The sequence below is a fragment of the Paenibacillus sp. T2-29 genome (genome assembly GCF_052921365.1).
Genome location: NZ_JBREVE010000006.1, coordinates 73,731 through 95,966 on the forward strand (window position 1 = coordinate 73,731; position 22,236 = coordinate 95,966).

22 protein-coding genes and 1 other annotated feature are annotated in these 22,236 nt (G+C 46.1%); of the genes, 13 read left to right on the top strand and 9 right to left on the bottom strand.

Annotated elements, in window-relative coordinates; genetic code table 11:
* Window positions 1-19: 19 nt before the first annotated feature.
* Both ACU1JV_RS17495 and ACU1JV_RS17500 read right to left on the bottom strand, forming a co-directional pair.
* Window positions 20-256 (bottom strand): hypothetical protein, encoded by a 237-nt coding sequence (locus ACU1JV_RS17495; RefSeq protein WP_013372938.1) that lies wholly within the window; start codon window positions 254-256, stop codon window positions 20-22.
* A complete protein-coding gene (locus ACU1JV_RS17500; protein ID WP_080683342.1) occupies window positions 253-423 on the bottom strand; it encodes a YycC family protein in 171 nt (56 codons plus the stop codon). Before ACU1JV_RS17500 ends, ACU1JV_RS17495 begins: the two co-directional genes overlap by 4 nt.
* 98 nt (window positions 424-521) lie before the next feature.
* Between ACU1JV_RS17500 and ACU1JV_RS17505 the strand changes: the two genes are divergently transcribed.
* Both ACU1JV_RS17505 and ACU1JV_RS17510 read left to right on the top strand, forming a co-directional pair.
* Window positions 522-2,309 (top strand): M3 family oligoendopeptidase, encoded by a 1,788-nt coding sequence (locus ACU1JV_RS17505; RefSeq protein ID WP_040102930.1) that lies wholly within the window; start codon window positions 522-524, stop codon window positions 2,307-2,309.
* A 257-nt stretch (window positions 2,310-2,566) separates the two neighbouring features.
* Complete coding sequence (locus ACU1JV_RS17510; RefSeq protein ID WP_013372935.1) at window positions 2,567-2,968, top strand: hypothetical protein; 402 nt, start codon at window positions 2,567-2,569, stop codon at window positions 2,966-2,968.
* 123 nt (window positions 2,969-3,091) lie between these two features.
* Here the strand turns inward: ACU1JV_RS17510 and ACU1JV_RS17515 are convergent, their stop codons facing one another.
* Both ACU1JV_RS17515 and ACU1JV_RS17520 read right to left on the bottom strand, forming a co-directional pair.
* The gene (locus ACU1JV_RS17515) at window positions 3,092-3,328 is read right to left on the bottom strand and encodes an alpha/beta-type small acid-soluble spore protein (protein WP_013372934.1); all 237 of its coding nucleotides are present in this window, start codon (window positions 3,326-3,328) and stop codon (window positions 3,092-3,094) included.
* A gap of 90 nt (window positions 3,329-3,418) precedes the next feature.
* Complete coding sequence (locus ACU1JV_RS17520; RefSeq protein ID WP_413986962.1) at window positions 3,419-4,384, bottom strand: aldose 1-epimerase; 966 nt, start codon at window positions 4,382-4,384, stop codon at window positions 3,419-3,421.
* Window positions 4,385-4,525: 141 nt separating this feature from the next.
* Window positions 4,526-4,783: a binding site (T-box leader), on the top strand.
* 55 nt (window positions 4,784-4,838) lie between these two features.
* On the opposite strand from ACU1JV_RS17520, the gene trpS reads away from it, so the two are divergent.
* Complete coding sequence (trpS, locus tag ACU1JV_RS17525) at window positions 4,839-5,828, top strand: tryptophan--tRNA ligase (protein WP_058710786.1); 990 nt, start codon at window positions 4,839-4,841, stop codon at window positions 5,826-5,828.
* Window positions 5,829-5,871: 43 nt separating this feature from the next.
* Here the strand turns inward: trpS and ACU1JV_RS17530 are convergent, their stop codons facing one another.
* Entirely contained in the window at window positions 5,872-6,039 is a 168-nt protein-coding gene (locus ACU1JV_RS17530) for a hypothetical protein (RefSeq protein WP_016324694.1), read from the bottom strand.
* A 120-nt stretch (window positions 6,040-6,159) separates the two neighbouring features.
* Between ACU1JV_RS17530 and ACU1JV_RS17535 the strand changes: the two genes are divergently transcribed.
* On the top strand, window positions 6,160-6,381 hold the full coding sequence (locus tag ACU1JV_RS17535; protein ID WP_013311857.1) for an alpha/beta-type small acid-soluble spore protein: 222 nt from the start codon (window positions 6,160-6,162) through the stop codon (window positions 6,379-6,381).
* A gap of 250 nt (window positions 6,382-6,631) precedes the next feature.
* Here the strand turns inward: ACU1JV_RS17535 and ACU1JV_RS17540 are convergent, their stop codons facing one another.
* Complete coding sequence (locus tag ACU1JV_RS17540) at window positions 6,632-7,615, bottom strand: metal-dependent hydrolase (protein ID WP_016819988.1); 984 nt, start codon at window positions 7,613-7,615, stop codon at window positions 6,632-6,634.
* Between the two features lie 203 nt (window positions 7,616-7,818).
* Between ACU1JV_RS17540 and cyoE the strand changes: the two genes are divergently transcribed.
* Window positions 7,819-8,763, top strand: a complete 945-nt coding sequence (gene cyoE, locus ACU1JV_RS17545; RefSeq protein WP_413986961.1) for a heme o synthase — start codon at window positions 7,819-7,821, stop codon at window positions 8,761-8,763.
* 85 nt (window positions 8,764-8,848) lie between these two features.
* Here cyoE and ACU1JV_RS17550 read toward each other — a convergent pair whose 3' ends face one another.
* Together ACU1JV_RS17550 and ACU1JV_RS17555 are read right to left on the bottom strand one after the other, a co-directional pair.
* Window positions 8,849-9,190: a toprim domain-containing protein gene (locus ACU1JV_RS17550; protein WP_017427271.1), complete on the bottom strand. Its 342-nt coding sequence runs from the start codon at window positions 9,188-9,190 to the stop codon at window positions 8,849-8,851.
* Between the two features lie 415 nt (window positions 9,191-9,605).
* Window positions 9,606-10,775, bottom strand: coding sequence for an MFS transporter (locus tag ACU1JV_RS17555; protein ID WP_413986960.1), 1,170 nt, complete (start codon window positions 10,773-10,775; stop codon window positions 9,606-9,608).
* Between the two features lie 212 nt (window positions 10,776-10,987).
* Here ACU1JV_RS17555 and ACU1JV_RS17560 point away from each other — a divergent pair, with 212 nt between their 5' ends.
* The 7 genes from ACU1JV_RS17560 to ACU1JV_RS17590 all read left to right on the top strand — a co-directional run bounded on the left by ACU1JV_RS17560 (window position 10,988) and on the right by ACU1JV_RS17590 (window position 20,135).
* Entirely contained in the window at window positions 10,988-11,470 is a 483-nt protein-coding gene (locus ACU1JV_RS17560) for a hypothetical protein (protein WP_058830389.1), read from the top strand.
* A 16-nt stretch (window positions 11,471-11,486) separates the two neighbouring features.
* Window positions 11,487-12,638, top strand: coding sequence for a transglutaminase domain-containing protein (locus ACU1JV_RS17565; protein WP_413986959.1), 1,152 nt, complete (start codon window positions 11,487-11,489; stop codon window positions 12,636-12,638).
* A 21-nt stretch (window positions 12,639-12,659) separates the two neighbouring features.
* Window positions 12,660-14,744, top strand: a complete 2,085-nt coding sequence (locus ACU1JV_RS17570) for a peptidoglycan D,D-transpeptidase FtsI family protein (protein ID WP_413986958.1) — start codon at window positions 12,660-12,662, stop codon at window positions 14,742-14,744.
* A gap of 184 nt (window positions 14,745-14,928) precedes the next feature.
* The gene (locus tag ACU1JV_RS17575) at window positions 14,929-17,007 is read left to right on the top strand and encodes a peptidoglycan D,D-transpeptidase FtsI family protein (protein WP_413986957.1); all 2,079 of its coding nucleotides are present in this window, start codon (window positions 14,929-14,931) and stop codon (window positions 17,005-17,007) included.
* Between the two features lie 81 nt (window positions 17,008-17,088).
* Complete coding sequence (locus ACU1JV_RS17580) at window positions 17,089-17,838, top strand: Cof-type HAD-IIB family hydrolase (protein WP_017427275.1); 750 nt, start codon at window positions 17,089-17,091, stop codon at window positions 17,836-17,838.
* A gap of 49 nt (window positions 17,839-17,887) precedes the next feature.
* Entirely contained in the window at window positions 17,888-18,367 is a 480-nt protein-coding gene (locus ACU1JV_RS17585; RefSeq protein WP_413986956.1) for a DUF456 domain-containing protein, read from the top strand.
* A gap of 133 nt (window positions 18,368-18,500) precedes the next feature.
* Window positions 18,501-20,135: a putative polysaccharide biosynthesis protein gene (locus ACU1JV_RS17590; protein ID WP_413986955.1), complete on the top strand. Its 1,635-nt coding sequence runs from the start codon at window positions 18,501-18,503 to the stop codon at window positions 20,133-20,135.
* A gap of 18 nt (window positions 20,136-20,153) precedes the next feature.
* Here the strand turns inward: ACU1JV_RS17590 and ACU1JV_RS17595 are convergent, their stop codons facing one another.
* Window positions 20,154-21,443, bottom strand: coding sequence for a DUF2515 family protein (locus tag ACU1JV_RS17595; protein WP_413986954.1), 1,290 nt, complete (start codon window positions 21,441-21,443; stop codon window positions 20,154-20,156).
* A 235-nt stretch (window positions 21,444-21,678) separates the two neighbouring features.
* Here ACU1JV_RS17595 and ACU1JV_RS17600 point away from each other — a divergent pair, with 235 nt between their 5' ends.
* Entirely contained in the window at window positions 21,679-22,023 is a 345-nt protein-coding gene (locus ACU1JV_RS17600) for a thioredoxin family protein (protein WP_013372917.1), read from the top strand.
* Window positions 22,024-22,236 lie beyond the last annotated feature (213 nt).

Sequence of the window (22,236 nt, forward strand, 5' to 3'; positions counted from 1 at the left end):
CTTGCAACTGCCTCATAAGTTAATGATGGCGCAACGTGGTATCTGACAGCAAATAATCGTCGTCACAATCCACCAAAGTAACCTTGTTATGGCAGCATGGAAACACAAGCAGCTTTTTCATGCCTTCATGAATGAGCTTAAGCTCTTTGGGCTTCAGGGGTAGCAAGACGTTATCATGATTGCAAAACGGACAAGACTGTACATAAACATCTCCCATGACAATGTCATAAGGCCAGGTTTTATCAAAAGGAATCATGATTTGTCCGATTCTCCGCCGTTCGAGCCAGCGGTTTCTTCTTTAGCCAGTTCGGCCAGCTTTTGCATCAAAATGTGCTGGGGTGTATGCATAAGGTGTTCCAGCGGAATGCCGAGTTTTTCGGATAATTTCACAGCCGTTTCCGGCGAAATTTGTAAGGGTCTCATCCTGTTTTCCTCCTAATTGTAGTGATTGTATCATCACGATGTAGCTTTATTGTATATGAAACCACATGAATTCGCCAAAAAAGAAAGGTGGAACTATTATGAAAACACCGTTAAAGCAAACATGGGATCTGGAATCTATTTTTAGCGGAGGCTCTTCCTCTGCCTCATTTCATGCATTTTTGGAAGAACTGGAGAGCAAGGTCCAACAGCTGCAATCCCAGCTTAAAGTAGCCAAAGTGCCACAAACGGTGTTGGATACCGAGCGTCTGGATAGTGTTCTGAATAGCATACAGGAGCTGTTTAATGGAGCATCGCAGGCAGGTTCTTTTGTATCTTGTTTAACTGCTCAAAATCAGCATGACAAGCTGGCTGTTCAACTGGGGGCGCGTGTCAATTCATTATATGCCCAAGGGAAAAGTGCTTTAGTCGCTTTTCAGAACTTGCTGGCACAAACCAGTGAAGACATTTGGCAGAAGTGGATGGAGCGCGAAGCGATCAAGCCGATTTCTTTTGTCCTGACTGAATACCGGAACGAAGCGCGTGAAAAAATGGCTCCTGAGCTGGAGAGCCTTGCATTGGATTTGGCAGTGGATGGTTACCATGGCTGGGGTGACTTTTATGATACCATTGTCAAAAATATGACGATCCCTGTGCCTGAAAATGGTGAGATTGTAAACTTGTCTGTGGGTCAGGCAGCTAATAAGCTGGATGAAGCAGATCGCAGCGTACGTAAAGATGTATTTGCACGTTGGGAAGAGGCATGGACTCAGGTTGAGGACTATTGCGCCGATACACTGAATCATCTGGCAGGTTTCCGCCTCAAGCTATATGAAAACCGAGGCTGGACAGACGTGCTCAAGGAACCGCTGGAAATCAGCCGTATGTCAGCCCAAACGTTGGACACGATGTGGCAAGTGATTAATGAAACCAAGCCTATTGTAGTTAAATACCTGGAGCGGAAAGCCAAGCTTCTAGGCTTAGAAAAACTGTCCTGGCATGACATTGAAGCTCCGCTGGGAACATCAACCACTAAAATCCCTTACGACGATGCAGCCGCAACGATTGTTGAGCAATTTGGTAAATTTAGTTCGAGAATGGCTGACTTTGCCCAGATGGCTTTTGAGAAAAGCTGGATCGAAGCAGAGGATCGTCCAGGCAAACGTCCAGGCGGGTTTTGTACATCTCTGCGTCTAAGCAAAGAAACCCGTATTTTTATGACCTATGCCGGATCACCATCCAACGTTTCGACACTGGCTCACGAGCTCGGACACGGTTATCATCAGCATGTGATGAATGAATTGCATCCATTGAATCAAAATTATGCTATGAACGTGGCTGAAACGGCATCGACGCTGGCAGAACTGATTGTATCAGATGCTTTGCTGGAAGCTGCTGAGGGTCAGGAGAAGGTAGCTTTGCTAGAGGATAAAATTCAGCGTGGTGTAGCCTTCTTCATGAATATTCATGCCCGTTTCCTATTTGAAACCCGTTTTTACGAACTGCGGAAAAAGGGTGTTGTAGGAGCACAGCAATTAAGTGAGTTGATGGAAGAAGCGCAGCGTGAAGCGTTTTGTGGGGTTCTGGATGAGGCTCATCCTCATTTTTGGGCTTCCAAGCTGCACTTCTATATTACGGAAACTCCTTTCTACAACTTCCCATACACGTTTGGGTATATGTTCAGTGCAGGGATTTACGCTTTTGCGAAGGAAAATTCGGATGGCTTTGCCGACCAATATGATGCTTTGCTGCGTGATACAGGTCGCATGACAGTAGAAGAACTGGCCTCCAAGCACTTGGGTACCGATTTAACACAGGCTGACTTCTGGCGTAACGCCGCACAAGTTACTGTTCAGGATATTGAGCAATTTTTGCAAATGACAAAATAACCGAGTTATTTTAGAAGGTCTCCCGTAAGGGGGGCCTTTTTTGTAATTTTTGCAGAGGATGATGAATAAAGTCGCAAAATGTCGAAGTGTAATTGACACTACCTGTTAGCGAAATTTAAAATGATGGATATACTTAGAAAATAGTTATAAATACCCAATTATGTTGAATTTGATTGTAAGCTTAAAAACCTTCGCATATAATTGAGCCGTAAGACCTATTAAATATTTTAATACAAGGTATATAGGAGGGTTTTTTGATGGATGAAGTAGGTCAATTGTCGTTGGCGAGGCAGATGGATATCGTTTTTAAAGAATTGGATAATGAACTGGCGGGTTTATCGTCAGGCATCGTATTTGTACAAATACGGAATAATGTAGTTGGTAAATTTGGGATTCGGCATAATCCAATTGCAGGCAAAGGTGGCACATTTGCAGCAGTAGAACCAGGCTTATCTGTACAGCATCGGGATCATTTTCGGCGTATGGCTCTGGAAACGCTAAATCACAAGCGTAGCTGGACTCATGGTGAGATTGCTTTCGATTTTGCCATCAGACAAGGAACAATCTTGGTAGATGCAACATTAGAGTCCAACTACAACATGGCTAATCTCATGATCCGCTATAACAAGCCTACATATCGCGCGGCTAAATCTGAATAATCATCGACATTAAAAAGAGCAAAGAAAAGCGGCCTTCCGAAGGAAGACCGCCTTTGTTATATACCCGTTATAACGCATTTTGGTAAATTACGATAACGGAATGCTCATGTGGAATAATGACGCTTATTGACCTGAACGACCTGATAATTGCTGTTCAGCCAGCTGTACTAAGCGTTTAGTGATATAGCCTCCCAGAGACCCAGCTTCACGGGACGGCATATCACCATAGTAACCGTCTGCCGGAATGGTGATGCCCAGTTCTTGCGCAGCTTCATATTTCAATTGTTGCAATGCGTTGTTGGCTTGAGGAACGACTAGAGTATTGCTACGACGTCCTCTGCCTTGATTGGCTTCATACATGTGTAGTCACCTCCTTCGGCTGTGATGAGGTTAGTATGCGACAGAGTTATGAAAATATGCGCCGAAGGAAGAAAAGTGACTATAGGGAAATTACGGATATATGATATGAATCTGAGTTTTGAGGTCGATGGATTGTTGAGGCTCTAGACGGATCAACCCACCATCTCCGACTGGGTCTGGGAAATTGGGAGCATCAGATAGCCAGGTATAAGGCTCAATGCAAAGATACTGATCGCATTCCCCTTTGGTATATAGCACCCAATATTTAAAGTATTGCTCATCTGCTGTGTAGCGGATTTGATAGCCATCATCACGAGTCAAGGCAGCTTCAGCAGGGCCTTCCGTTGCTCGCAGCACAGTATCCAAATTTGTTCCTTTCAGAGATAGACCTGAGGAGAGCTGTTCCAAATGATCTAAAGAAGTAATGACACCTGTAGGCAGCTGCTCAATATCCTGTTCGTATACTCCATTCACCGGTAGCTTCAGGCGCCAGCGCTCAGGTTCTCCATCCACCATAAACCAAGTGTGGTATCCCAAGCCGAATGGGGCTGTTTTTTCACCTAGATTTGTGACGCGCAGCGTTTGACTTAATACGGTGCCCTGCAAACGATACGTCATTTCCAGCCGCAAAGGAATGGGGTATTGTTCCATCCAGTGCGGATCACTTTCTGTCAGAAGCTCGGTTGTTACGCTGCAACCATCTTCATCCTCTTCAATATCGCTGCAACGCCAGGATTGATTGCGATGCAGACCGTGTATATGATTGTCGTTGGCTGTATTACGGTCAAACTGATATGGGACGCCGTCAAACTCAAATTGTCCTTTGCGAATTCGGCCAGGAGGAATCAAAATAGGTAAGCCAAAATGATATGGCTTTTGTAAATAAAATGCCAATTCTTCCTCGCCAGGTCGACGTACGATATCCCGGTTCAGCTTCAGATCACGCACGGAGATAATATTATTCCCCAGACGAGGGATCATTGTAACTTCCAATTCACCACTATGTAAAACATACGTGTCGTAACCGTTCCAGTGTTCTTTGGTCACTTGTTTCATATTCATGCTCCTTTGTCCACTATAATCGGTTGAAGCTTCGTGTCATTATGATAACAGATTTTTGGTCATATGGCACAATCGTCATTTGACAATAACAGTAAGCGGAATTATCATTAATGTAGCTTAGAAGGAAATGACATGGATAACACGATGATGAGGACAAGTAAGCTTTTGCATAAGCTCTTCAGAAAGCCGGTGGTGGATGAGAACCGGTGAGTCTGCACTGCTGAATGGACCTTGGAGTGCCGCACAGAACAGGATTTTGCTTTCCTCAGTATGACGGCCGATTGCTCCCCGTTAACGGAGCTTTAAGATTGCAGCGGCCACGGGGGATAGCTCCGACAACTAATAGGCTGACGGCAATGAATAAGGGTGGTACCACGGTCTCGCGTCCCTTGAGGATGCGGGGCCTTTTTGCGTTCTAAAATATTGAAATAAACGGAGGAGGAAGAATATGAAAACCGTACTTTCAGGTATTCAGCCTAGTGGACAACTTACTTTGGGTAATTACATCGGCGCAATGAAAAACTTTGTGAAATTGCAAGAGGATCACCAATGTTACTTTATGGTTCCAGATCTTCATGCGATTACCGTACCGCAGGAACCAGCTCAATTACGCGAGCAATCGGAGGCGGTGGCGGCATTATTTATCGCAGCGGGTATTAACCCAGAGAAATCCAACGTCTTTTTACAATCCCATGTTCCTCAGCACGCTGAGCTGGGATGGTTGATGACGACACTGACGAATATGGGCGAGCTCGAACGTATGACTCAGTTTAAGGACAAGTCTGCTGGCAAGGATTCCGTAGGAGCAGGGCTGTTCGTATATCCGTCGTTAATGGCAGCCGACATTTTGCTCTACAATGCGGATCTTGTCCCAGTAGGTGATGACCAGAAACAGCATCTGGAGCTGACACGGGATTTGGCGGGCCGCTTTAATCACCGTTATGGAGATTATTTTACTGTTCCCGAGCCGTATATCCCTGAAGTAGGGGCGAGAATTATGTCCCTGGATGATGCATCCAAAAAAATGAGCAAGAGTAATCCGAATGCAGGCAGTTTTATTGCGCTGCTGGACGATCCGAAAGTTATACGCAAAAAAATCAGCCGCGCCACTACCGATTCGGGCAGTGAAGTTAAATATGACCCGGCCAATAAACCGGAAATTAGTAATCTAATGAGCATTTACAGCCAGTGTTCCGGTTTGTCGCTCCAAGAAGTGCAGGATCGTTATGAAGGCCAAATGTACGGGACATTTAAAAAAGAACTGGCAGAGACGGTTGTAGCTATGCTTGAACCGATTCAGCAGCGCTATCGCGATATCCGGGAATCCGGTGAAATTGGACATATTTTGGCCCGATCCGCAGAGCGTGCTCAAGAAGCTGCTGAAGTCACGCTGTCTGCGGTCAAAGAGCGTATGGGCTTTTTGCCACGTGTACGCTAGAGCCTATTGAAGACAAGACAGATGGGGGCTTCTGCAAATCGACTTAAGAGCGACGTTGTCGGGCCTTGATTACAAAGCCCCAGCCGATATTGCCGACAGATAAAAGCCCCAGTAATATAGCAAGCCATGCAGAATAGCTGATGGATATAGCGGCTGCTGTCAGCAGGACAATGGATGAAACGGCGAACCATAGGGATAGACCTTTGCTCATGGTAAAAACCTCCAGCCTTCGAATGTTGAATTTCAGGAATAAGTAGATGTAAGTGAGCCATAATAATCTTGCAAGCTTGCAATGAACCTCACTCACAAAGAACTGAAAGGAGATTCAAATATGAGCAGACGTCGTTCAAACAACCTGCAAGTACCGCAGGCCAACGCCGCTTTACAACAATTAAAATATGAGGCAGCTCAAGAACTTGGCATCACCATCCCTCAGGACGGTTACTTCGGTAATGTCGTTTCCCGCGAAACAGGTTCTCTTGGGGGATACATCACGAAAAAGCTGGTCCAACAAGCAGAACAATCCTTGTCGGGCAGCAGCCGCTTGCAGTAATACACATAAACACTCCCATCTTGGAAGCTGTATTATGAGCAGCTGTGATGAAGAAAATCCGGAGCAATCATGCTCCGGATTTTTTTGCGCATGTTTATGACCATTGTGAATCACGTTAGTCTGCTTCGTCAAGAGGGCGCTTTCATGAAATACTTTTTTTACGGGAATAGTCAAAAAAACAGCAAGCCCCCGTTTAAGGGAGACTTGCTGTCTGTAATACACTCGGCCTATTGTTAGCTTGGAAATATTTTTAATTCGTATGCAAGGAAAGACGTTTTTGCATCTTTTCGTCACTGAGCCATCCAATATAACTGTTGATCAGTCCGAATTGCTTATCCATCGCGACCACCGCCACAAATGGATATTGCCTCCGGTGTCGATACCTGACGTCTCCCCATCGCACAATATAGCCCCACTCCAGTTCTTCCACCTCGGCAACGGCAAAGGAGGAAAAATAGCGAAATGCTTGCACATCGCGATAGGATTTGGAGGCCTCTACGGCTGGATGTGTGGATGGAGTTGCGTGTTTCGTCCAAAATAAATGCTTGCCATTTAATCCGCCAATGTCATAGCTTCCATTCTGATGAGCTTTTACCACATGCCACCGGTTCCATGATACCGTGGGAATGATATAATAGGTGTCGCCTTCCTGACGTTTGTTGTCCATATCACGTACCGCTTTTCTGGTAATAAAATGACTCCAGGTTCGCCAAATGTAATACAGGCCAATAATGACGTACAGCGTAATAAATAAGGGGGCGGGCGGAACCAATCCGGTGATCCACAGCATGATCGCAGCAACATGGGTGCCGAAAATAAAGGGATCAAAAATATGGATGATATTCCAAGATATCCACTTATTCGTAAACGGCCGAAATGCCTGGGTTCCATACGTATTGAATAAATCTGTGAATACATGCAGGCAGACGGCAATCGTTACCCATAATGCTACATGACCTGGGGGCACATCCCTGAAGATCAGGCAAATCAGTCCCGTTATGGACAAGATCCATATCAACCAGAAGGGGATAGAATGCGACAGTCCACGGTGATTGCGAATATACGCTGCATTATTTTTCAACCGAAGCAAGGTGTCAAAATCCGGAGCTTGTGACCCTACGACTGTAGCGAGCAGTATGACCGCTGCTAGCTTGGGATCTCCGGCGACGACAGGATCAGTATAGGCCAGCCCGGCCAACCCGACTCCCATGACAAAGTGTGTGGCTGTATCCATATCTGTCGCTCCTTTTGTATTGTTTCCTGTACTTATTACTACCCAAATTTACTGTAAACGATCAACAGGGGTGATTTGCCATCTGAATTGTGAACGTTTTGTGCGTTTTCTGTCAAACTTTTTGGGGTGGGTATATGATAAAATTTATATCGGAGTTCAACTTACTCCCGAATTCATACATCTCTAAGGGGGAGTTACTCACAATGGATAATATTAGTTATAAGACTTCTTCGGATGCGGCTACCTATTCTGTAAAATCTAAACCACCCGGCAAGGCCGGCACTTGGAAAGATTTTATTACAGTTACCAAGCCAGGCATCCTTCGTACTAATCTGGTTGCAGCCTTCGGTGGTTTTTGGTTAGCATCGCAATGGGACGTTGACTATATAAAGTTAATTCTTACACTCTTAGGTACAATGCTGGTTATGGCGTCTTCTTGTGTCTTTAACAACTACTTTGACCGTGAGTTGGATTTGAAGATGGAGCGCACACGTAATCGCTCACTGCCAACAGGACGTCTGACCCCTACAACGGTGTTGTCATACGCTATTATTTTGGGTATTGTCGGATTGACTGTTTTATTCTCCTTCTCTGGTGTGAAGGCAGGACTACTGGGCATATTGGGTATGTTTGTCTACGTTGGCATCTATACACTCTGGTTGAAACGTTCATCTACATGGAGTACATCCATTGGCGGTATTTCTGGAGCTATGCCTCCGGTAATTGGTTATGTGGCCGCATCGGGCCGTATTGACATGGGTGCTTGGCTCTTATTCGCACTACTGTTCTTATGGCAACCTCCTCACTTCTGGGCACTTGCCATTCGCAGAGTTGAGGAATATCGCGCAGCAGGATTTCCATTGCTGCCAGTCGTGAAAGGCATCCATCGGACTAAGATTCAGATGATTCCTTATATTGTGCTACTGATCCCGGTACCCATCCTTATGTATGCTTATGGATATGCCGGTATGATTTTTATGATCGTGTCCGTGTTACTGTCCGTGCTTTGGGCGTTTTATGCCTTTAAAGGCTTTACGATTAAGGAAGAAGAAACGGATTCGTGGGCAAAAAAAGTATTTTTCTTTTCCATTAACCATTTGACACTCAGCTTCTTGCTGATGATCGTTGATACGGTTCATAAGTTCTAATACCAATCTTAGAAGCTGTACTATATAGAGCTGTCCAACAGGCATGAAATTGACCTGAGGACAGCTTTTTTTGTTATTTGCAGGACTAAAGAACGGGAGGGTATACAATGTATTCCTCAAGCCCTGCTTTTTCCAGCTGGGCAATTACATATTCATCTGGAGTACCTTCTACGCCTGCATAGCCTTTGCGTGTATACATATGAAGGGCATCCGGAAAAGCGTCTGCAAGCACACCTCTTATTTTTTTCCCTGAGCTGTCGTTGTCCATAAATAAAAATATTTCGTCATGCTTGGTCCGCTGGCGGAGGGATTCTAATTTTATTGAGTTTAGTGTGCCGAAGGTGCATAAAATGTTGACCTCCGGATCGAGTAATCGGCGGAGTTTACTGCGGTCATTTTTTCCTTCGACGATCACGGTTATCGCCATTTTGCTCACCCCTTGCTTGATGCCTGTGCTCGAAATTCCCCGGGAAATGAAAGAATATGTGTATAGTTTAGCTCTAAAAGGGGTTCCCATGCAAAAAACAACAAAACAGCCTGCCAGAAGTGGCAGGCATAGGTACATAGTCAGCATATTAGGGCATATCAGACATCAGATCCAGCAAGTACGAAGAATGATGACGAGCAGAACATAAAGAACAAGAATGGTACCAGTTGAAGTGCCGAAAACAGGGCAAGGGCTTACAGGATGACAGTGGCTCACGGGCTGCACCTCCCTTTGTAAATGAATTGTTCAGTCAAATTAGTCTATGTTAAGTAGGGTATTAGGTACTGTGCGTATGCCCTCTAGAACGTATTTTGGGCTTTAAAGGTAGTATCTCAGCATGCCCCCTTAGTTGTAACTAGGAATGGTAAGGGCCCGAGGCAGATAGTGGTGGTGTAGGAGATAATCGCTGAATGGGAACGAATAGCAGGCCAGTCATCAGAATCAGAAATGCGATAAAAAAAGGAGATATGTGATCCGGAAGCTGACCCGCCAGTACAGGCCCGGCAAAGGAGCCGATAGACGTTGCAATGGATTGCAGGGCAAAGCTTTTGCCCAATCGAGCACCTCCAATCCGTATGAAGAGAGAGGCCAGCGCTGGAAAAATGATGCCTTTGGCTGTTCCCAAAATAAACAGGATAATGCCTATTATCGCTTCGGGCGTAGTGGCGAGTGCGTAGAAGCTTAAAGACATCAGAATAATGCCGCAAAGTAGCCTTACCATCGGTGAATATTTGTTCAGAAAAAGCAAACTGAGCGTACAGAGTGCCCCCAAACTGATGATGGAAAAGAGCAATCCGGTGGACATCATGGACGCAGAACCGTTATTTCGTAATGGGATCTCGTAAAATAAAATGCCTTGTGCGCACGCCAAAACAAAAGGTAGAAGCAGGTAACGCCAATTGAATGGTAACCGCGTCTGTGCTGCCGAGAGTGGAGCAGGTGTCGTATGACCCTCAGATAATTGGGCCTGCGGAGCGGGTGCCTTTTTGGGTAAGGTGAAATAAGCCATAAGCCCCGTGATTACGAGAATGATACCAAGGGAACTAAATGTCTCGCTAAAGCCAAAGCTGGCAACGATAAATGCGCCTGCGGCAGGAGATAGAACAGAGGCCAACGTGTGGACGACACCATGTCCCGACATATATTTGCCCTGGGTAACCGGATGATCAGACAGTTGCGCCAGCATGGCCAGACAGGCTGGAGATAAAAAGGCCAACACATAGCCACTAATCGCACGCAGAAAAAGTAATTCCCACGGTGTATGGATGTACGATTGAATGATCAGGATGAGGCCTGCGGCTGTCAGGCTGAACATAATATATCGGCGACTGCCGTGTTTGTCGACTTTGGGACCTGCCATCAAATTGCCAGGCAGGTGAGTCAGAGAGTAAATTCCCATCATCCAACCGATAAAGGTAGGAGCTGCCCCCAAAGAGATGGCGAATGGTGTCAAAATAGGATATTGTGCATGCAGATCAAAAAAGGCAATGAACAAAAAGAGATACAGCCAGAGGGCTGTTTTCATGTGAATGACCCCCTTTCCTTAATGTAAACTTTCATGTTACTTCGTATTGGCCCTTCCTAAGTTGTACGCCAGATTGGACGAACATAGACCACTTTGTATGGACAAGAATTCAAAGTAAAATACCTAAGCTGACAGGACATTGCGTAATCATGTATAATTACAGAGACAATTTTGCAATTTGAATCATGTAGTTGGAAACGGGAGTGTAGCGAATGGATAAGAACGTCTGGTCAGAGTTTTTGGAACATAATTGGCAGATCGTTCAGGATAACTGGCTGTATATAGTGATTGGGCTTGTCCTATTGTTAGTCATATTGAAGATTGTAAGAACTCTCGTAAAATGGCTGATCGTCATTGTTGTGATTGCAGGCTTGCTAGTCTACAGTGGTATTTCCTTTGAACAGGTCGGCAAGGTCGTGACTCAGGCAAAGGATGATGCAATTAACAAGGTTCAGAGCGAGGCTTTGAACATGATGATAAAAGAGGGCCAAAATGCCAAATACACCTCCAACGGAGATGGTACATTTACAGTGACCAGTTCCAACCTGGAAGTAAAAGGCCCGTTTGAGGGTGAGAAGGTCAAGGTATGGTTTCAGGGAATGTCGCTGGGCGAATGGAGTATGAGCGACACAGTCAAGAAATATATCGAAAGTGCGAAAGACTTGGCTGCTGTACAGCAGCCACAGTCGCCGTAGAGACAGGAGGAACACAATGAACCCATCCTGGCTTGAGTCTATTCTTCATTGGAATGGCGTGACGGTGTTTCTGATCGCCATCGTAGTATTGTCGTTGATACAGGGGTGGAGGCGAGGGGCCTCCAGATCTGTAGGTGCGCTGTTTAGTCTCATTGTGGATGGCATACTCACTGTGGCGGGCATTTTGTGCTCGCTCGGGTTAGCCATGTGGCTTTCACCGAAGGTGCAACAATGGCTGGCAGCTTATATGGGGCATTTGCCACAGCGAAAACTAAGTGGGATTGAGCAATTCTATTATACGCTTGTGGCGGGGATAGAGGGTTTTCCGCTGCTGCGGTTCGCCGTATTGTTCATGCTCAGTTATGCTATTGCCCAGTTTATACTGCGTGCCATTTATGTGTTGATGGTAGGTGGCAAATCAGATTCCTCCCTCCATGAGCATCAAAAGAAATCGGGCTTTTTCAGCAGGGTGGCAGGGGCCGGCATAGGTACTCTTATTGGTGGAGCTCGCGCCATGATGATCATAGCCCTGCTGTTCATAGGCGTAAGTCTGTATCCAGACAGCGGGTTTAGCAGCTACGTACAAGCTTCGCCGATTTATAAGCAAGGTGCGCAATCGGTCATTGAGCCGTTGTCCGGGACTCTAATTAAGGATAAGCTGCCCGTATTTACGCAGGCTGTTACCAAGGAATTGAATGGTATCATGCAGCGCAAATATGAAATAATCGACCGGGACATTCCAAGCGATATCGTTCAGGCAGCGGCCAAGATTACAGAAGGGGCTAGCGGTGACGAGCAAAAAGCCAGAGCGTTGTATGAATGGGTAGGCACCCGTATTAGCTATGATTACAGTAAGGTGGAAGCCTATGAGCAACGTGGTGACTGGCATGAACAGACTCCCAGAGATACGTTTGATACACGTAAAGGAGTGTGCATTGATTATGCCCGCCTTTACTCAATGATGGCTCGTTCGCAGGGACTACAGGTCAAGGTTGTAACAGGCCTTGGATACAACGGACAGGGAGGATACGGGTCCCATGCCTGGAATGAGGTATATTTGAGCGGACAGGATCAGTGGGTACCGCTGGACCCGACTTGGGCACAAAGTGGAGACTGGTTTAACCCGCCAGGTTTTGCCCAAACACATATCAAGGATAAAGTGATTTAAAGAAGGAGTGGAGAAGGGTACATGAGAAAGATGGACAACGAGCAAGGAAAAGACAATGAGACATCCGACCGAAAAAGATTTAGCTTCCGGATCAATCTGTTCTTTTTCAGCTCGTTCATTATATTTACGGTCATTATTGTAAGACTGGCGATACTTCAATTTGTAGATGGACCCCAGCTCAAACAGCAGGAGGCCAGTAATGTTACCAAAAATGTACCGCTTACGCCGATTCGCGGAACAATTTATGATTCAACCGGGCAGAACAGACTGGCGTATTCTACACCAGTACAGTCGCTTTATATCACGCTCTCCAAGAACTACAGTGATGGTATGGAAGAAAAGCGTGATAATGACAAAAAGCTATTGCCTGAGCTGGAGAAAATGACACAGAAGCTGGCGAATCGATTTGCTCAATATGGCAATAAAGATGAGCCTAAAATGACGCCAGAACAAATTATGGACGCCATGGACCGGAACTATCAACGATTTAGCGGTTTTACGCCTCGTCTGATTAAAACCAATCTTACTCCAGAAGAAGTCGCTTATTTTATGGAGCATAAAAGTGAGTTTCCAGGCGTAGATGTCGTTGAAGAAACGGTACGCCATTACGATCCTGACACGGTAGCTGTTCAAACGGTTGGTTATATTAAAAGTTATAAAAGTGCACGTGAAACGTTGGATAAATATAAGAATATTCAAAAATCCATGTCAGCTGAAAATGATCCGGGCCTCATTTATATGGATAACGAATCTGTGGGCTTTGACGGGCTGGAATATCAATATCAGGAACAATTACGGGGGAAAAATGGCTATAAAACAGTACCCATTGATCCACGCAATATGCCGGAAGGTGTAGATTCTGTTACTCCTCCGCAAAAAGGGGATAATGTCTATTCCACTATTAACAAAGAAATTCAGGTGAAGACTGAAAATGCCATTATGGATCAATTGAGATGGCTCCATTCACATGCTGTATCCGGCAAAACTCATCCTTATGCGAAAACAGGCTTCGCAGTAGCGATGGAAGTAGATACCGGAAATGTGGTAGCTATGGCTAGTATGCCGGATTATGATGCGAATTATTGGCAAACGGGTACGATTTCAAAAGACAAATATGAAGAGATAAAACATGTGTATCAAAACGCTACAATAAAGAATGTTGGCTCAGGCCAACCTGGACAGCATCCAGATTCTACAGTGCTTCTGGGATCTACAATTAAGCCGCTGTCTGTTCTTATTGGATTGGAAGAAGGACTGTTTACAACAAATACGTACTATCAAGACACAGGAGCAGCTTATTTCGGACGGAACAACTCTTCACGGGTACGCAATGCATCTGGTCATGTGTACGGTTCAATGGACCCGGCTACCGCTATTCGCCATTCCTCCAATGCCTTTATGGTCGATATGGTTGGCAAGCGCTTATATAACAAATATATTAATAACGCAGCAGAAGACCAAGGTGTTAACGTATGGGACCGCTACATGAAGAAATTTGGATTAGGTGTTTCTACTGGAGTAGACTTGCCTGGTGAGTTCCTGGGTTGGCGAGAGTATACGAGGAGTAAATCCGAGTCTGCACTTTCCAAATTAGCATATGCATCCTTTGGTCAACAAGGTAAATATACGCCTATGCAACTTGCTCAGTATACAACGATGATTGCTACAAAAGGCAAACGGATGGAGCCGCATTTGGTCAGTCAAATTAAAGATACCAATGGTAATGTTGTCCAGACGTTTAAGCCGAAGGTGCTGAATGAAGTGAACTTCCCGGATGCATACTGGAATGAAGTCATACGCGGAATGGCAACAGATGTCAGCGCATTTAACGGCTTTCCGTATGACTTTGCTCGCAAAACGGGGACATCACAGCAGGTTGTAGGCAGAGGACTAAAAGATAACGGGGTATTTATTGCCTTTGCTCCGCGTCAGAATCCCAAACTTGCAGTAGCAGTTGTTATTCCTGAAGGGGGCTTCGGGGCCTGGAGTGCCGGACCTGTAGCACGTAAAATCTTTGATGCCTACGACGAAGTGTACGGTCTGGACGGGGTGCCTAAGAAAAAGGATGCCACAGCAACCGATCCTAACACTACTAAACAGCCATAATTATTTTTATACAGATACTATTTCAGGTAAGCTTCCCTTAGCCATTGGGCTAAGGGAAGCTTTTTTTGTATTTTTTCTACGTTTTCTTACAAAATTGTCATCTGGGAATTCATCGTTTATTGCTTTGGATATGGTAGGATCAGGAATATAAAAACCTAACTGAAAGGAGTAATGACTAGCTAATATGGACAGAGGAAGTTTGGATAAAAAGTTTTCATTTAAAAAGAAAAATGTTGAAGAGAATGAAGAGTCACGAAAAAAACGGACGGTTTTACGAACCAACCTACTGTTTTTTAGTACTTTTGTGCTGTTTGCCCTGATCATTACCAGACTAGCTGTATTGCAGTTTGTACAATCGGAGGAGCTGAAAGGCCAGCAGCAATCAGTAAATATGAAAAATGTCCCGTTAGCCCCGAGTCGCGGCACGATTTATGACTCCACAGGTACGGTTAAGCTGGCGTATTCGACTTCAGTACAGTCCTTGTATGTAACTTTATCTAAGGATTATAGCAAACGTACGGAGAAAGATCGCAAACCGGGGGAAAAGCTGCTCCCTGAGCTTAATGCTTTTGCTGCCAAGCTTGCTGCCAAATTAAACGAACTGGGTCGTACCGAAGGAGAGCAGCTTAATGCAGAGGAAATAAAAAAGCGACTGGACCCGGACTATAATCAATATAGGGGATTTACCCCACGTTTGGTCAAATCCGACTTGAGTCGGGAGGAAATCGCTTATTTTCTGGAACATCGGACAGAGTTCCCTGGTGTAGAGGTTGTAGAAGAAAGTGTACGCCATTATGACCCGGATCGGGTGGCGGTACAAACGATTGGATATATGTACAAGTTCAAAGGAGCTCGAACGAACCGGCCCAAATATAAAGAGCTCTATGAAGCGAATTCGGAGGTTTTAAAACCGGCACAGGTTTATTCGGAAAGTGAAACGGTCGGATATGATGGCTTGGAGCTTCAGTACCAGGACGAGCTGAGAGGAAAAAACGGATATAAAACGGTAGAGGTCAATCCTCGCAGCATGCCGGAGGGCATTGAATCCATTACTCCTCCTGAAAAAGGACATCATTTATATTCCACCATCAACAAGGAAATTCAGCAGAAAACCGAACAGGCCATTATGGATCAGCTTCGCTGGCTTCATACTCATGCCGTATCGGGGAAGCTTCATCAAGACGCAACCACTGGCTTCGCTGTAGCGATGGAGGTAGAGACCGGAAATATCGTGGCAATGGCCAGTATGCCGGATTATGACTCTAATGTATGGAAAAGTGGAAGTACCTCACCTTCGGTATATGACGAAATTCAGCACAAAATGGGAAATGGAACAATTAAATCCGTACCTAGTGGAAAAGTGGGCCCGCACCCGGAATCCTCGGTCCTGCTGGGTTCAACCATTAAACCGCTATCCGTGCTGATCGGGTTGAAGGAAAATCTGTTTTCTCCCGGACAAACTTATCTGGATACGGGAAGTGCGTACTACGGCAAAAATCGCTCCAGCCGGGTTGGGAATTCTAGCGGACATGTGTATGGTTCTTTGACACCTAGCAGGGCAATTGAGGTCTCGTCGAATACGTTTATGGTGGATATGATCGGCAAGCCGCTGTATGCCAAATACGGAAGTAATGCAGGGGTGCATCAGGGAATTGACGTATGGGACAAATATATGAAGGAATTTGGATTAGGCGTACCGACAGAAGTAGATCTGCCGGGCGAGTGGGCAGGCAGACTTGAATATACGAGCAAGCATGAAAGTGCACTGACACGTTTGGTACAGGCATCCTTTGGTCAGCAGGGAAAGTATACGGCCATGCAACTGGCCCAATATACGACTGTGCTGGCAACAAAGGGTAAGCGCATGCAGCCTCATTTGGTCAACAAAATTGTAGATGATCAGGGGAATCTTGTACGTGAATTTAAGCCGAAGGTGCTGAATGAGGTCGCTTTTTCAGATACGTACTGGAATACAGTGATTCGGGGTATGGCTACCGATGTTAAAGCCTTTAACGGATTTCCTTATGACTATGCCCGTAAAACAGGGACTTCTGAGCAGGTGGTGGGACGTACGGTTAAAGATAATGGGGTGTTCATCGCTTTTGCTCCACGTCAAAATCCGAAGCTGGCGGTAGCGGTCATCATTCCTGAAGGGGGCTTTGGTGCGACGAGCGCGGGACCGGTTGCGCGTAAAATATTTGATGCGTATGACGAAGTTTACGGGCTAGATGGTACTCCTAAAAAGCCTCTTGCAGCCAAGTAAGGACTTGAATACTTTTGTGGGCTTCTCTTTTTCATGGTAAAATGTCGTTGGACATAAGGGACAACAGGAGGAAGAGAGACTATGGGAGAAAACCAATATAAATACAAACTGCTTGCGCTCGACATGGATGGAACTTTACTGAATGATAATCATGAAATTTCCCTGGAAACGATTAACTGGATTAACAAGGCGATTCAGGAAGGGATTCATGTATGCTTGTCCACCGGACGTGCAGCCATGCATGCTCTGCCCTACGGTCAGCAACTCGGCCTGGAGACGCCAATGGTAACCGTAAACGGCAGTGAGGTGTGGAAATCACCCCACGAGTTGTGGCGCCGTTATTTACTTGATAAGGAGCTCGTTCGTAAGATGCACCAGATTGCCGTAGAAACAGGCTCCTGGTTCTGGGCTTACTCAACCGAGGAGTTATATAACAGAGATCGTTGGCCGGACACATTGGACACACAGGAATGGCTCAAATTCGGTTATAATACGGAAAATGATGAAATTCGCCATCAAATTTTGCTTAAGCTTCAGGAGATGGGGGGACTTGAAATTTCTAATTCTTCGATGACGAATCTGGAAATTAATCCGGCTGGTATATCCAAAGCCAGTGGCATCGCTGAAGTGTGCGACCTGCTCGGCATTACCATGGAGCAGGTGGTTGCCGTAGGTGACAGTCTGAATGACCTGGCTGTGATTCAAGCGGCTGGACTGGGTGTAGCGATGGGGAATGCTCAGGATACGGTAAAAGAAGCCGCTAATGTGGTTGTGGCTTCGAATAATGAGGACGGCATTGTAGAAGTGATTCGAGATTATGTGCTTGTGTAATAAAATGATGGTGCACAAGCAAGATGAATAGACGAGAAGGAGGAGGCCCATGGACGTTGTAGGTTGGATTGTTGTCATTGTACTGTTCATTGTGGGCATGGCGGGAGCGGTGTATCCCGTATTGCCGGGGGCGCTCGCCATTTATTTTGCATTTTTTGTATACGGCTGGTTTTTCTCGTTTGCTCCATACAATGCATTGTTTTGGATTATACAAACATTAATCGTCGTTGCCCTTTTTGTTGCGGATTATGCTGTAAATGCTTGGGGAGTTAAGCGATTTGGCGGCTCGCGTTTATCAGCGATCCTTAGTACAGTAGGAATCATTATTGGCCCTTTCGTTATTCCGGCATTCGGTCTGATTTTGGGACCATTTATCGGTGCTGTGCTGGGTGAACTGATTGGCAAAGCCCCGCTGGATCGAGCTATAAAAGTGGGCTTTGGCTCCGTCTTGGGCCTGTTTACTAGCACCGTGATGAAAGTAATTTTGCAGCTTGCCATGATAATTGTATTCTTGATTTGGGTGTTTTAACCAGAGATTCGTTTATTATGATTTGCAGAGACAGAATCGACATGCGGCTCCGCACCGGTGATGGCTCAGGCCATGACTGTTTGTTGCGGGGCTTTTGCATGCATGTGAACAGCAAGAAAGAAGGGAACGCATTTTGTCCAATAAAGAAACATTCCTTAAAGGTACGCTTATTTTAGCCGCTGCCGCCTTGGTGGCCAGAGTGCTTGGTCTGGTACAGCGCGTTCCATTGGAGCATTTGCTCGGCTCCGTCGGGAACGCCTCGTTTACCATTGCGAACAACGCTTATTTGATGCTGCTCACGGTCGCTACGGCCGGCATTCCCAGCACACTGAGCAAAATGGTTTCGGAACGCTACGCACTGGATCGTCCTGCGGAAGCGCGACGTGTGTATCGTGCGGCTTTGATATTCGCGGCCGTGGCCGGTGTTATCATTACGGGGCTGCTGTATTTTGAAGCGCCTTATTTTGCCGAGCATGTAGCAGGGGTTCCGCAGTCTGCTTTGGCTATTCAGGCTTTGGCACCCGCTTTGCTGTTGTTTCCTGCCATTGCGATGATGCGCGGATACTTCCAAGGACGCGGTAATATGACCGCAGGCGGTATTTCACAGATTGTCGAGCAGGTCGCACGGGTAGCCACCGCAATTCTGCTCGCTTTTATTATTTTGAAGCTTGGCTATGGAGATCGTGAGGTAGCGGCGGGGGCCTCCTTTGGGGGTGTCATGGGAAGTCTTGGCGCTCTGGCGGTAATGCTGTACTACACGGTGAAATTGCGTCGTCAGGATCGCCAAGATCGTCAAGAGCAATTTCAAGAGGAAAGCTCCGCGCTACCAATGATGCGCATTTACAAAGATATTTTCAAGCTCTCTATTCCTATCGTATTGTCGTCTCTGACGGTTCCGGCGGTTAATTTTATTGATACGTCGATTGTAGTTAGACTGCTGTCTGGACAAGTGGGATTGGATCAGGCGACTACTCAGTTGGGTTATCTAGGCTCTAGGGCACAGAGTGTGGCAGGCATTCCGCCAATCTTGGCCATTGCACTCAGTCAATCGCTCATTCCGATCATTTCAGCGGCTTTTGCCCGTAAGGATGAACAGCATTTACAAAATCAGATGACGCTTGCCTTGCGTATCTCTATTCTGACTGGAATGCCGATTGTGCTGGCTTTATGTGTGACTGCCTATTCTATTAATGGTCTGCTGTTCAGCTCGCTTGGAGGCAGCGGGATTATCGCTGTTCTGACACTCGGAACGATCTTTCAGATTACGATGATGACCTCTAATTCGATATTGATTGGTATGGGCAAGCCGCGTATTTCAATGGTCAATGTGATGGTTGGGATCGTCGTGAAGTTGGCAGCGAGCTGGCTGCTGGCTGGTTGGCTAGGGATTTACGGAATTATTGCCGCAACCGGATTATGTTTTCTCGTCATTACGTTGCTGAATTTACGTGTACTGAAAGGGATTGTTTCCTTCTCAATCATGGGCCGTCGCTGGGCTGGCTTCCTAACCGCAGTCGTTGTCTCGGGAGCTATCGGGTACGGAGTAAATGAAGCCTGCATTTTGCTGGTACATCTGATGCCTGCGCGTGTAGCCTTCTTGATTGCGTGCTGCATTGCCGGAGCGGTTGTACTGGTATGCTACTTGGTATTGCTGGTTGTACTGCGCGTATTGCGCAGGGACGAGCTGGGTAACTATCCGCGCGTGTTGCAGAAGGTATTGCGTCCGTTAATGCGCCTACAGCGTGAGTCCACTGGACAACGAGGCTAAAAAAGCCCTCTCATCTGTTCAGTGAAAGGACCTTAAGCTGTTATGAGCATCATGGGCCATTGCTGTTTTTTGAATGCCATGGCGATGCTCATGGCGCATGGCAAATAACAGAGGCCGTCTTGGTTCACTGATATGCCCAAGTGTAGAACCGTCCTGAAACCAGTCATAACGGGGAATCGGATCATAGGCTGTATCTGACCAGACGGCGTTCAGCTCCGGGCTGTACAGACGTTGACTTGGCGGGAGCCATTCATGTGCTAAAAGCGTTGCACTCTCTTCTGGAGAGCGCAGCGCTTTTTGTACATTCGGAGTGAATAGTCCGGGCCAATAGTCGCTGCGAGACCCGGTATGCGGCACGCTGGCTGCAAATGCGAATACCTGATCCAGTACCTGCTGATGGCCAAATAACATAGCGTAAAGACTTTTACCAAAGCCGATCCGCTCATCCAGATGGCCAAAACGCTCCATGACAAGTCCGGCAAGTCCACCGTTTAGCCCAAGCGGAAATATAACCTGATTGAGCTGAAGCCAGTCATGCAAATAAAAGCCTGGCTTATGTGTCACAAATTTTTGAAAATACGGGTCTTTCACAACCCGTCCTTCAATATAGTTTTGTTCATTAATAATGAGCGCTACCGTCAAAAGAGAACTATCCCGCCAAGCCCAGAAACGTTCCCAAAAGGGCTTCATGAATGGCGAAACGTGAAAATGAGGCAACAAATGGAAGCAACTCCGTCCCAAATGACGGCTGTGCATGTAAAGCTGCAACTGTGGATAAGCGTCTTGAAAAATAAGAGCGTTACAGCGCTCAAGTAGCCGATACAGCCACTCCTTTTCCTGTTCGCCGAACAGGTTGCCAATGAGCTCCCCCTTCAGGTCAGTCATATTATAGCCGCCATTACGAGAAACCAGATGGGCCAGTAATGCCCAGTGTAATTCCGGGTAGCCACGATAGCATTCAAGATAAGCGGCAGTTCGCGTGATGTTGCTGCGATTCTCCTGTGCTGTATCGTTCTTGATCCGCTCCAGCAGCTCACAGTCTGTTTCGCATAAGGGCATATTTAGAGAAGAGGGACGCGTAGCGGGTCCGTTCACCAGCATTAATGCTTCAGCTTCATTCATGGCGGCCTGTGCCGAATGATAATCCCACGGCAGATCACGCAAGGGATAGCGTAATTTACGGGATTCGGTCCAGGCCGCACGTTTGCCCTCCCATGCCTCCTCCGCAACACGCGGAACGGAACCCAGTAACTTTAGCCCTCCCTGAAGCTGTCGAGATGCGACATGGAGCCATTCGGTGAGAGACATGTTTAAATAACCTCCTTTCAAATGCAGGCATCCCCGTATTCCACCAAGTATGTTGGGTATGCTATTGGGATGTCGTCGCCTATGTGGATTCTTAAGTATATCTATAGTATGTCTCAATGAGAGGGCTTCCAATCGGCATGTGAGCATAATAGGGGAGTGTGCAAAAGCTTCACTTGGCGTTACAATAGAAAGTACAGGATCTCCTGCACAAAAGAAGTTTAAGGAGGAATTATGTATGCAAAAAATCGTCTCTCATGAAGACTTTAATAAGGCAATATCCACTCCAGGTGTAACGGTAGCTGTGTTCAAGGCGGACTGGTGCGGGGATTGTCATTTTATTGATCCATTCATGCCTGATGTAGAGCAACAATATGCAGACAAGCTTACATTAATTGAGATTGATGTAGAACAGGCCGAAAGTGTCAGCCAAGAGCAAAATGTTCTAGGGATTCCTAGCTTTATCGCTTACAGTGAAGGGCGAGAACTAGTACGTCTGGTGAACAGATTGCGTAAATCCCGCGAGGAAATCGAGCAGTTTTTGGACCGGGCTGTAGAAGTCCATGCTAACTTGGCAAAATAACGGATAATAGTATGTATGAGGGCTCCGCAGGGAACCTTAATCATCAGGATATTCAGAAAGCCGCTTCCTTCCGAAGGAGGCGGCTTTCTTACGGACACGTTCACATTTTGTCAACAAAGCTCGTATGTCAAGGAACGATATATCAGTTATAATTACTTTAAGTGATCATTTCACAACATATAAAGTGAATAAATATTATATTTGGAAGGATAC

Bases quoted from the DNA above. Each gene is read 5' to 3' on its own strand.
- ACU1JV_RS17495 (WP_013372938.1), bottom strand. From the start codon at position 256: ATGATTCCTTTTGATAAAACCTGGCCTTATGACATTGTCATGGGAGAT.
- ACU1JV_RS17500 (WP_080683342.1), bottom strand. From the start codon at position 423: ATGAGACCCTTACAAATTTCGCCGGAAACGGCTGTGAAATTATCCGAA.
- ACU1JV_RS17505 (WP_040102930.1), top strand. From the start codon at position 522: ATGAAAACACCGTTAAAGCAAACATGGGATCTGGAATCTATTTTTAGC.
- ACU1JV_RS17510 (WP_013372935.1), top strand. From the start codon at position 2,567: ATGGATGAAGTAGGTCAATTGTCGTTGGCGAGGCAGATGGATATCGTT.
- ACU1JV_RS17515 (WP_013372934.1), bottom strand. From the start codon at position 3,328: ATGTATGAAGCCAATCAAGGCAGAGGACGTCGTAGCAATACTCTAGTC.
- ACU1JV_RS17520 (WP_413986962.1), bottom strand. From the start codon at position 4,384: ATGAAACAAGTGACCAAAGAACACTGGAACGGTTACGACACGTATGTT.
- trpS (WP_058710786.1), top strand. From the start codon at position 4,839: ATGAAAACCGTACTTTCAGGTATTCAGCCTAGTGGACAACTTACTTTG.
- ACU1JV_RS17530 (WP_016324694.1), bottom strand. From the start codon at position 6,039: ATGAGCAAAGGTCTATCCCTATGGTTCGCCGTTTCATCCATTGTCCTG.
- ACU1JV_RS17535 (WP_013311857.1), top strand. From the start codon at position 6,160: ATGAGCAGACGTCGTTCAAACAACCTGCAAGTACCGCAGGCCAACGCC.
- ACU1JV_RS17540 (WP_016819988.1), bottom strand. From the start codon at position 7,615: ATGGATACAGCCACACACTTTGTCATGGGAGTCGGGTTGGCCGGGCTG.
- cyoE (WP_413986961.1), top strand. From the start codon at position 7,819: ATGGATAATATTAGTTATAAGACTTCTTCGGATGCGGCTACCTATTCT.
- ACU1JV_RS17550 (WP_017427271.1), bottom strand. From the start codon at position 9,190: ATGGCGATAACCGTGATCGTCGAAGGAAAAAATGACCGCAGTAAACTC.
- ACU1JV_RS17555 (WP_413986960.1), bottom strand. From the start codon at position 10,775: ATGAAAACAGCCCTCTGGCTGTATCTCTTTTTGTTCATTGCCTTTTTT.
- ACU1JV_RS17560 (WP_058830389.1), top strand. From the start codon at position 10,988: ATGGATAAGAACGTCTGGTCAGAGTTTTTGGAACATAATTGGCAGATC.
- ACU1JV_RS17565 (WP_413986959.1), top strand. From the start codon at position 11,487: ATGAACCCATCCTGGCTTGAGTCTATTCTTCATTGGAATGGCGTGACG.
- ACU1JV_RS17570 (WP_413986958.1), top strand. From the start codon at position 12,660: ATGAGAAAGATGGACAACGAGCAAGGAAAAGACAATGAGACATCCGAC.
- ACU1JV_RS17575 (WP_413986957.1), top strand. From the start codon at position 14,929: ATGGACAGAGGAAGTTTGGATAAAAAGTTTTCATTTAAAAAGAAAAAT.
- ACU1JV_RS17580 (WP_017427275.1), top strand. From the start codon at position 17,089: ATGGGAGAAAACCAATATAAATACAAACTGCTTGCGCTCGACATGGAT.
- ACU1JV_RS17585 (WP_413986956.1), top strand. From the start codon at position 17,888: ATGGACGTTGTAGGTTGGATTGTTGTCATTGTACTGTTCATTGTGGGC.
- ACU1JV_RS17595 (WP_413986954.1), bottom strand. From the start codon at position 21,443: ATGTCTCTCACCGAATGGCTCCATGTCGCATCTCGACAGCTTCAGGGA.
- ACU1JV_RS17600 (WP_013372917.1), top strand. From the start codon at position 21,679: ATGCAAAAAATCGTCTCTCATGAAGACTTTAATAAGGCAATATCCACT.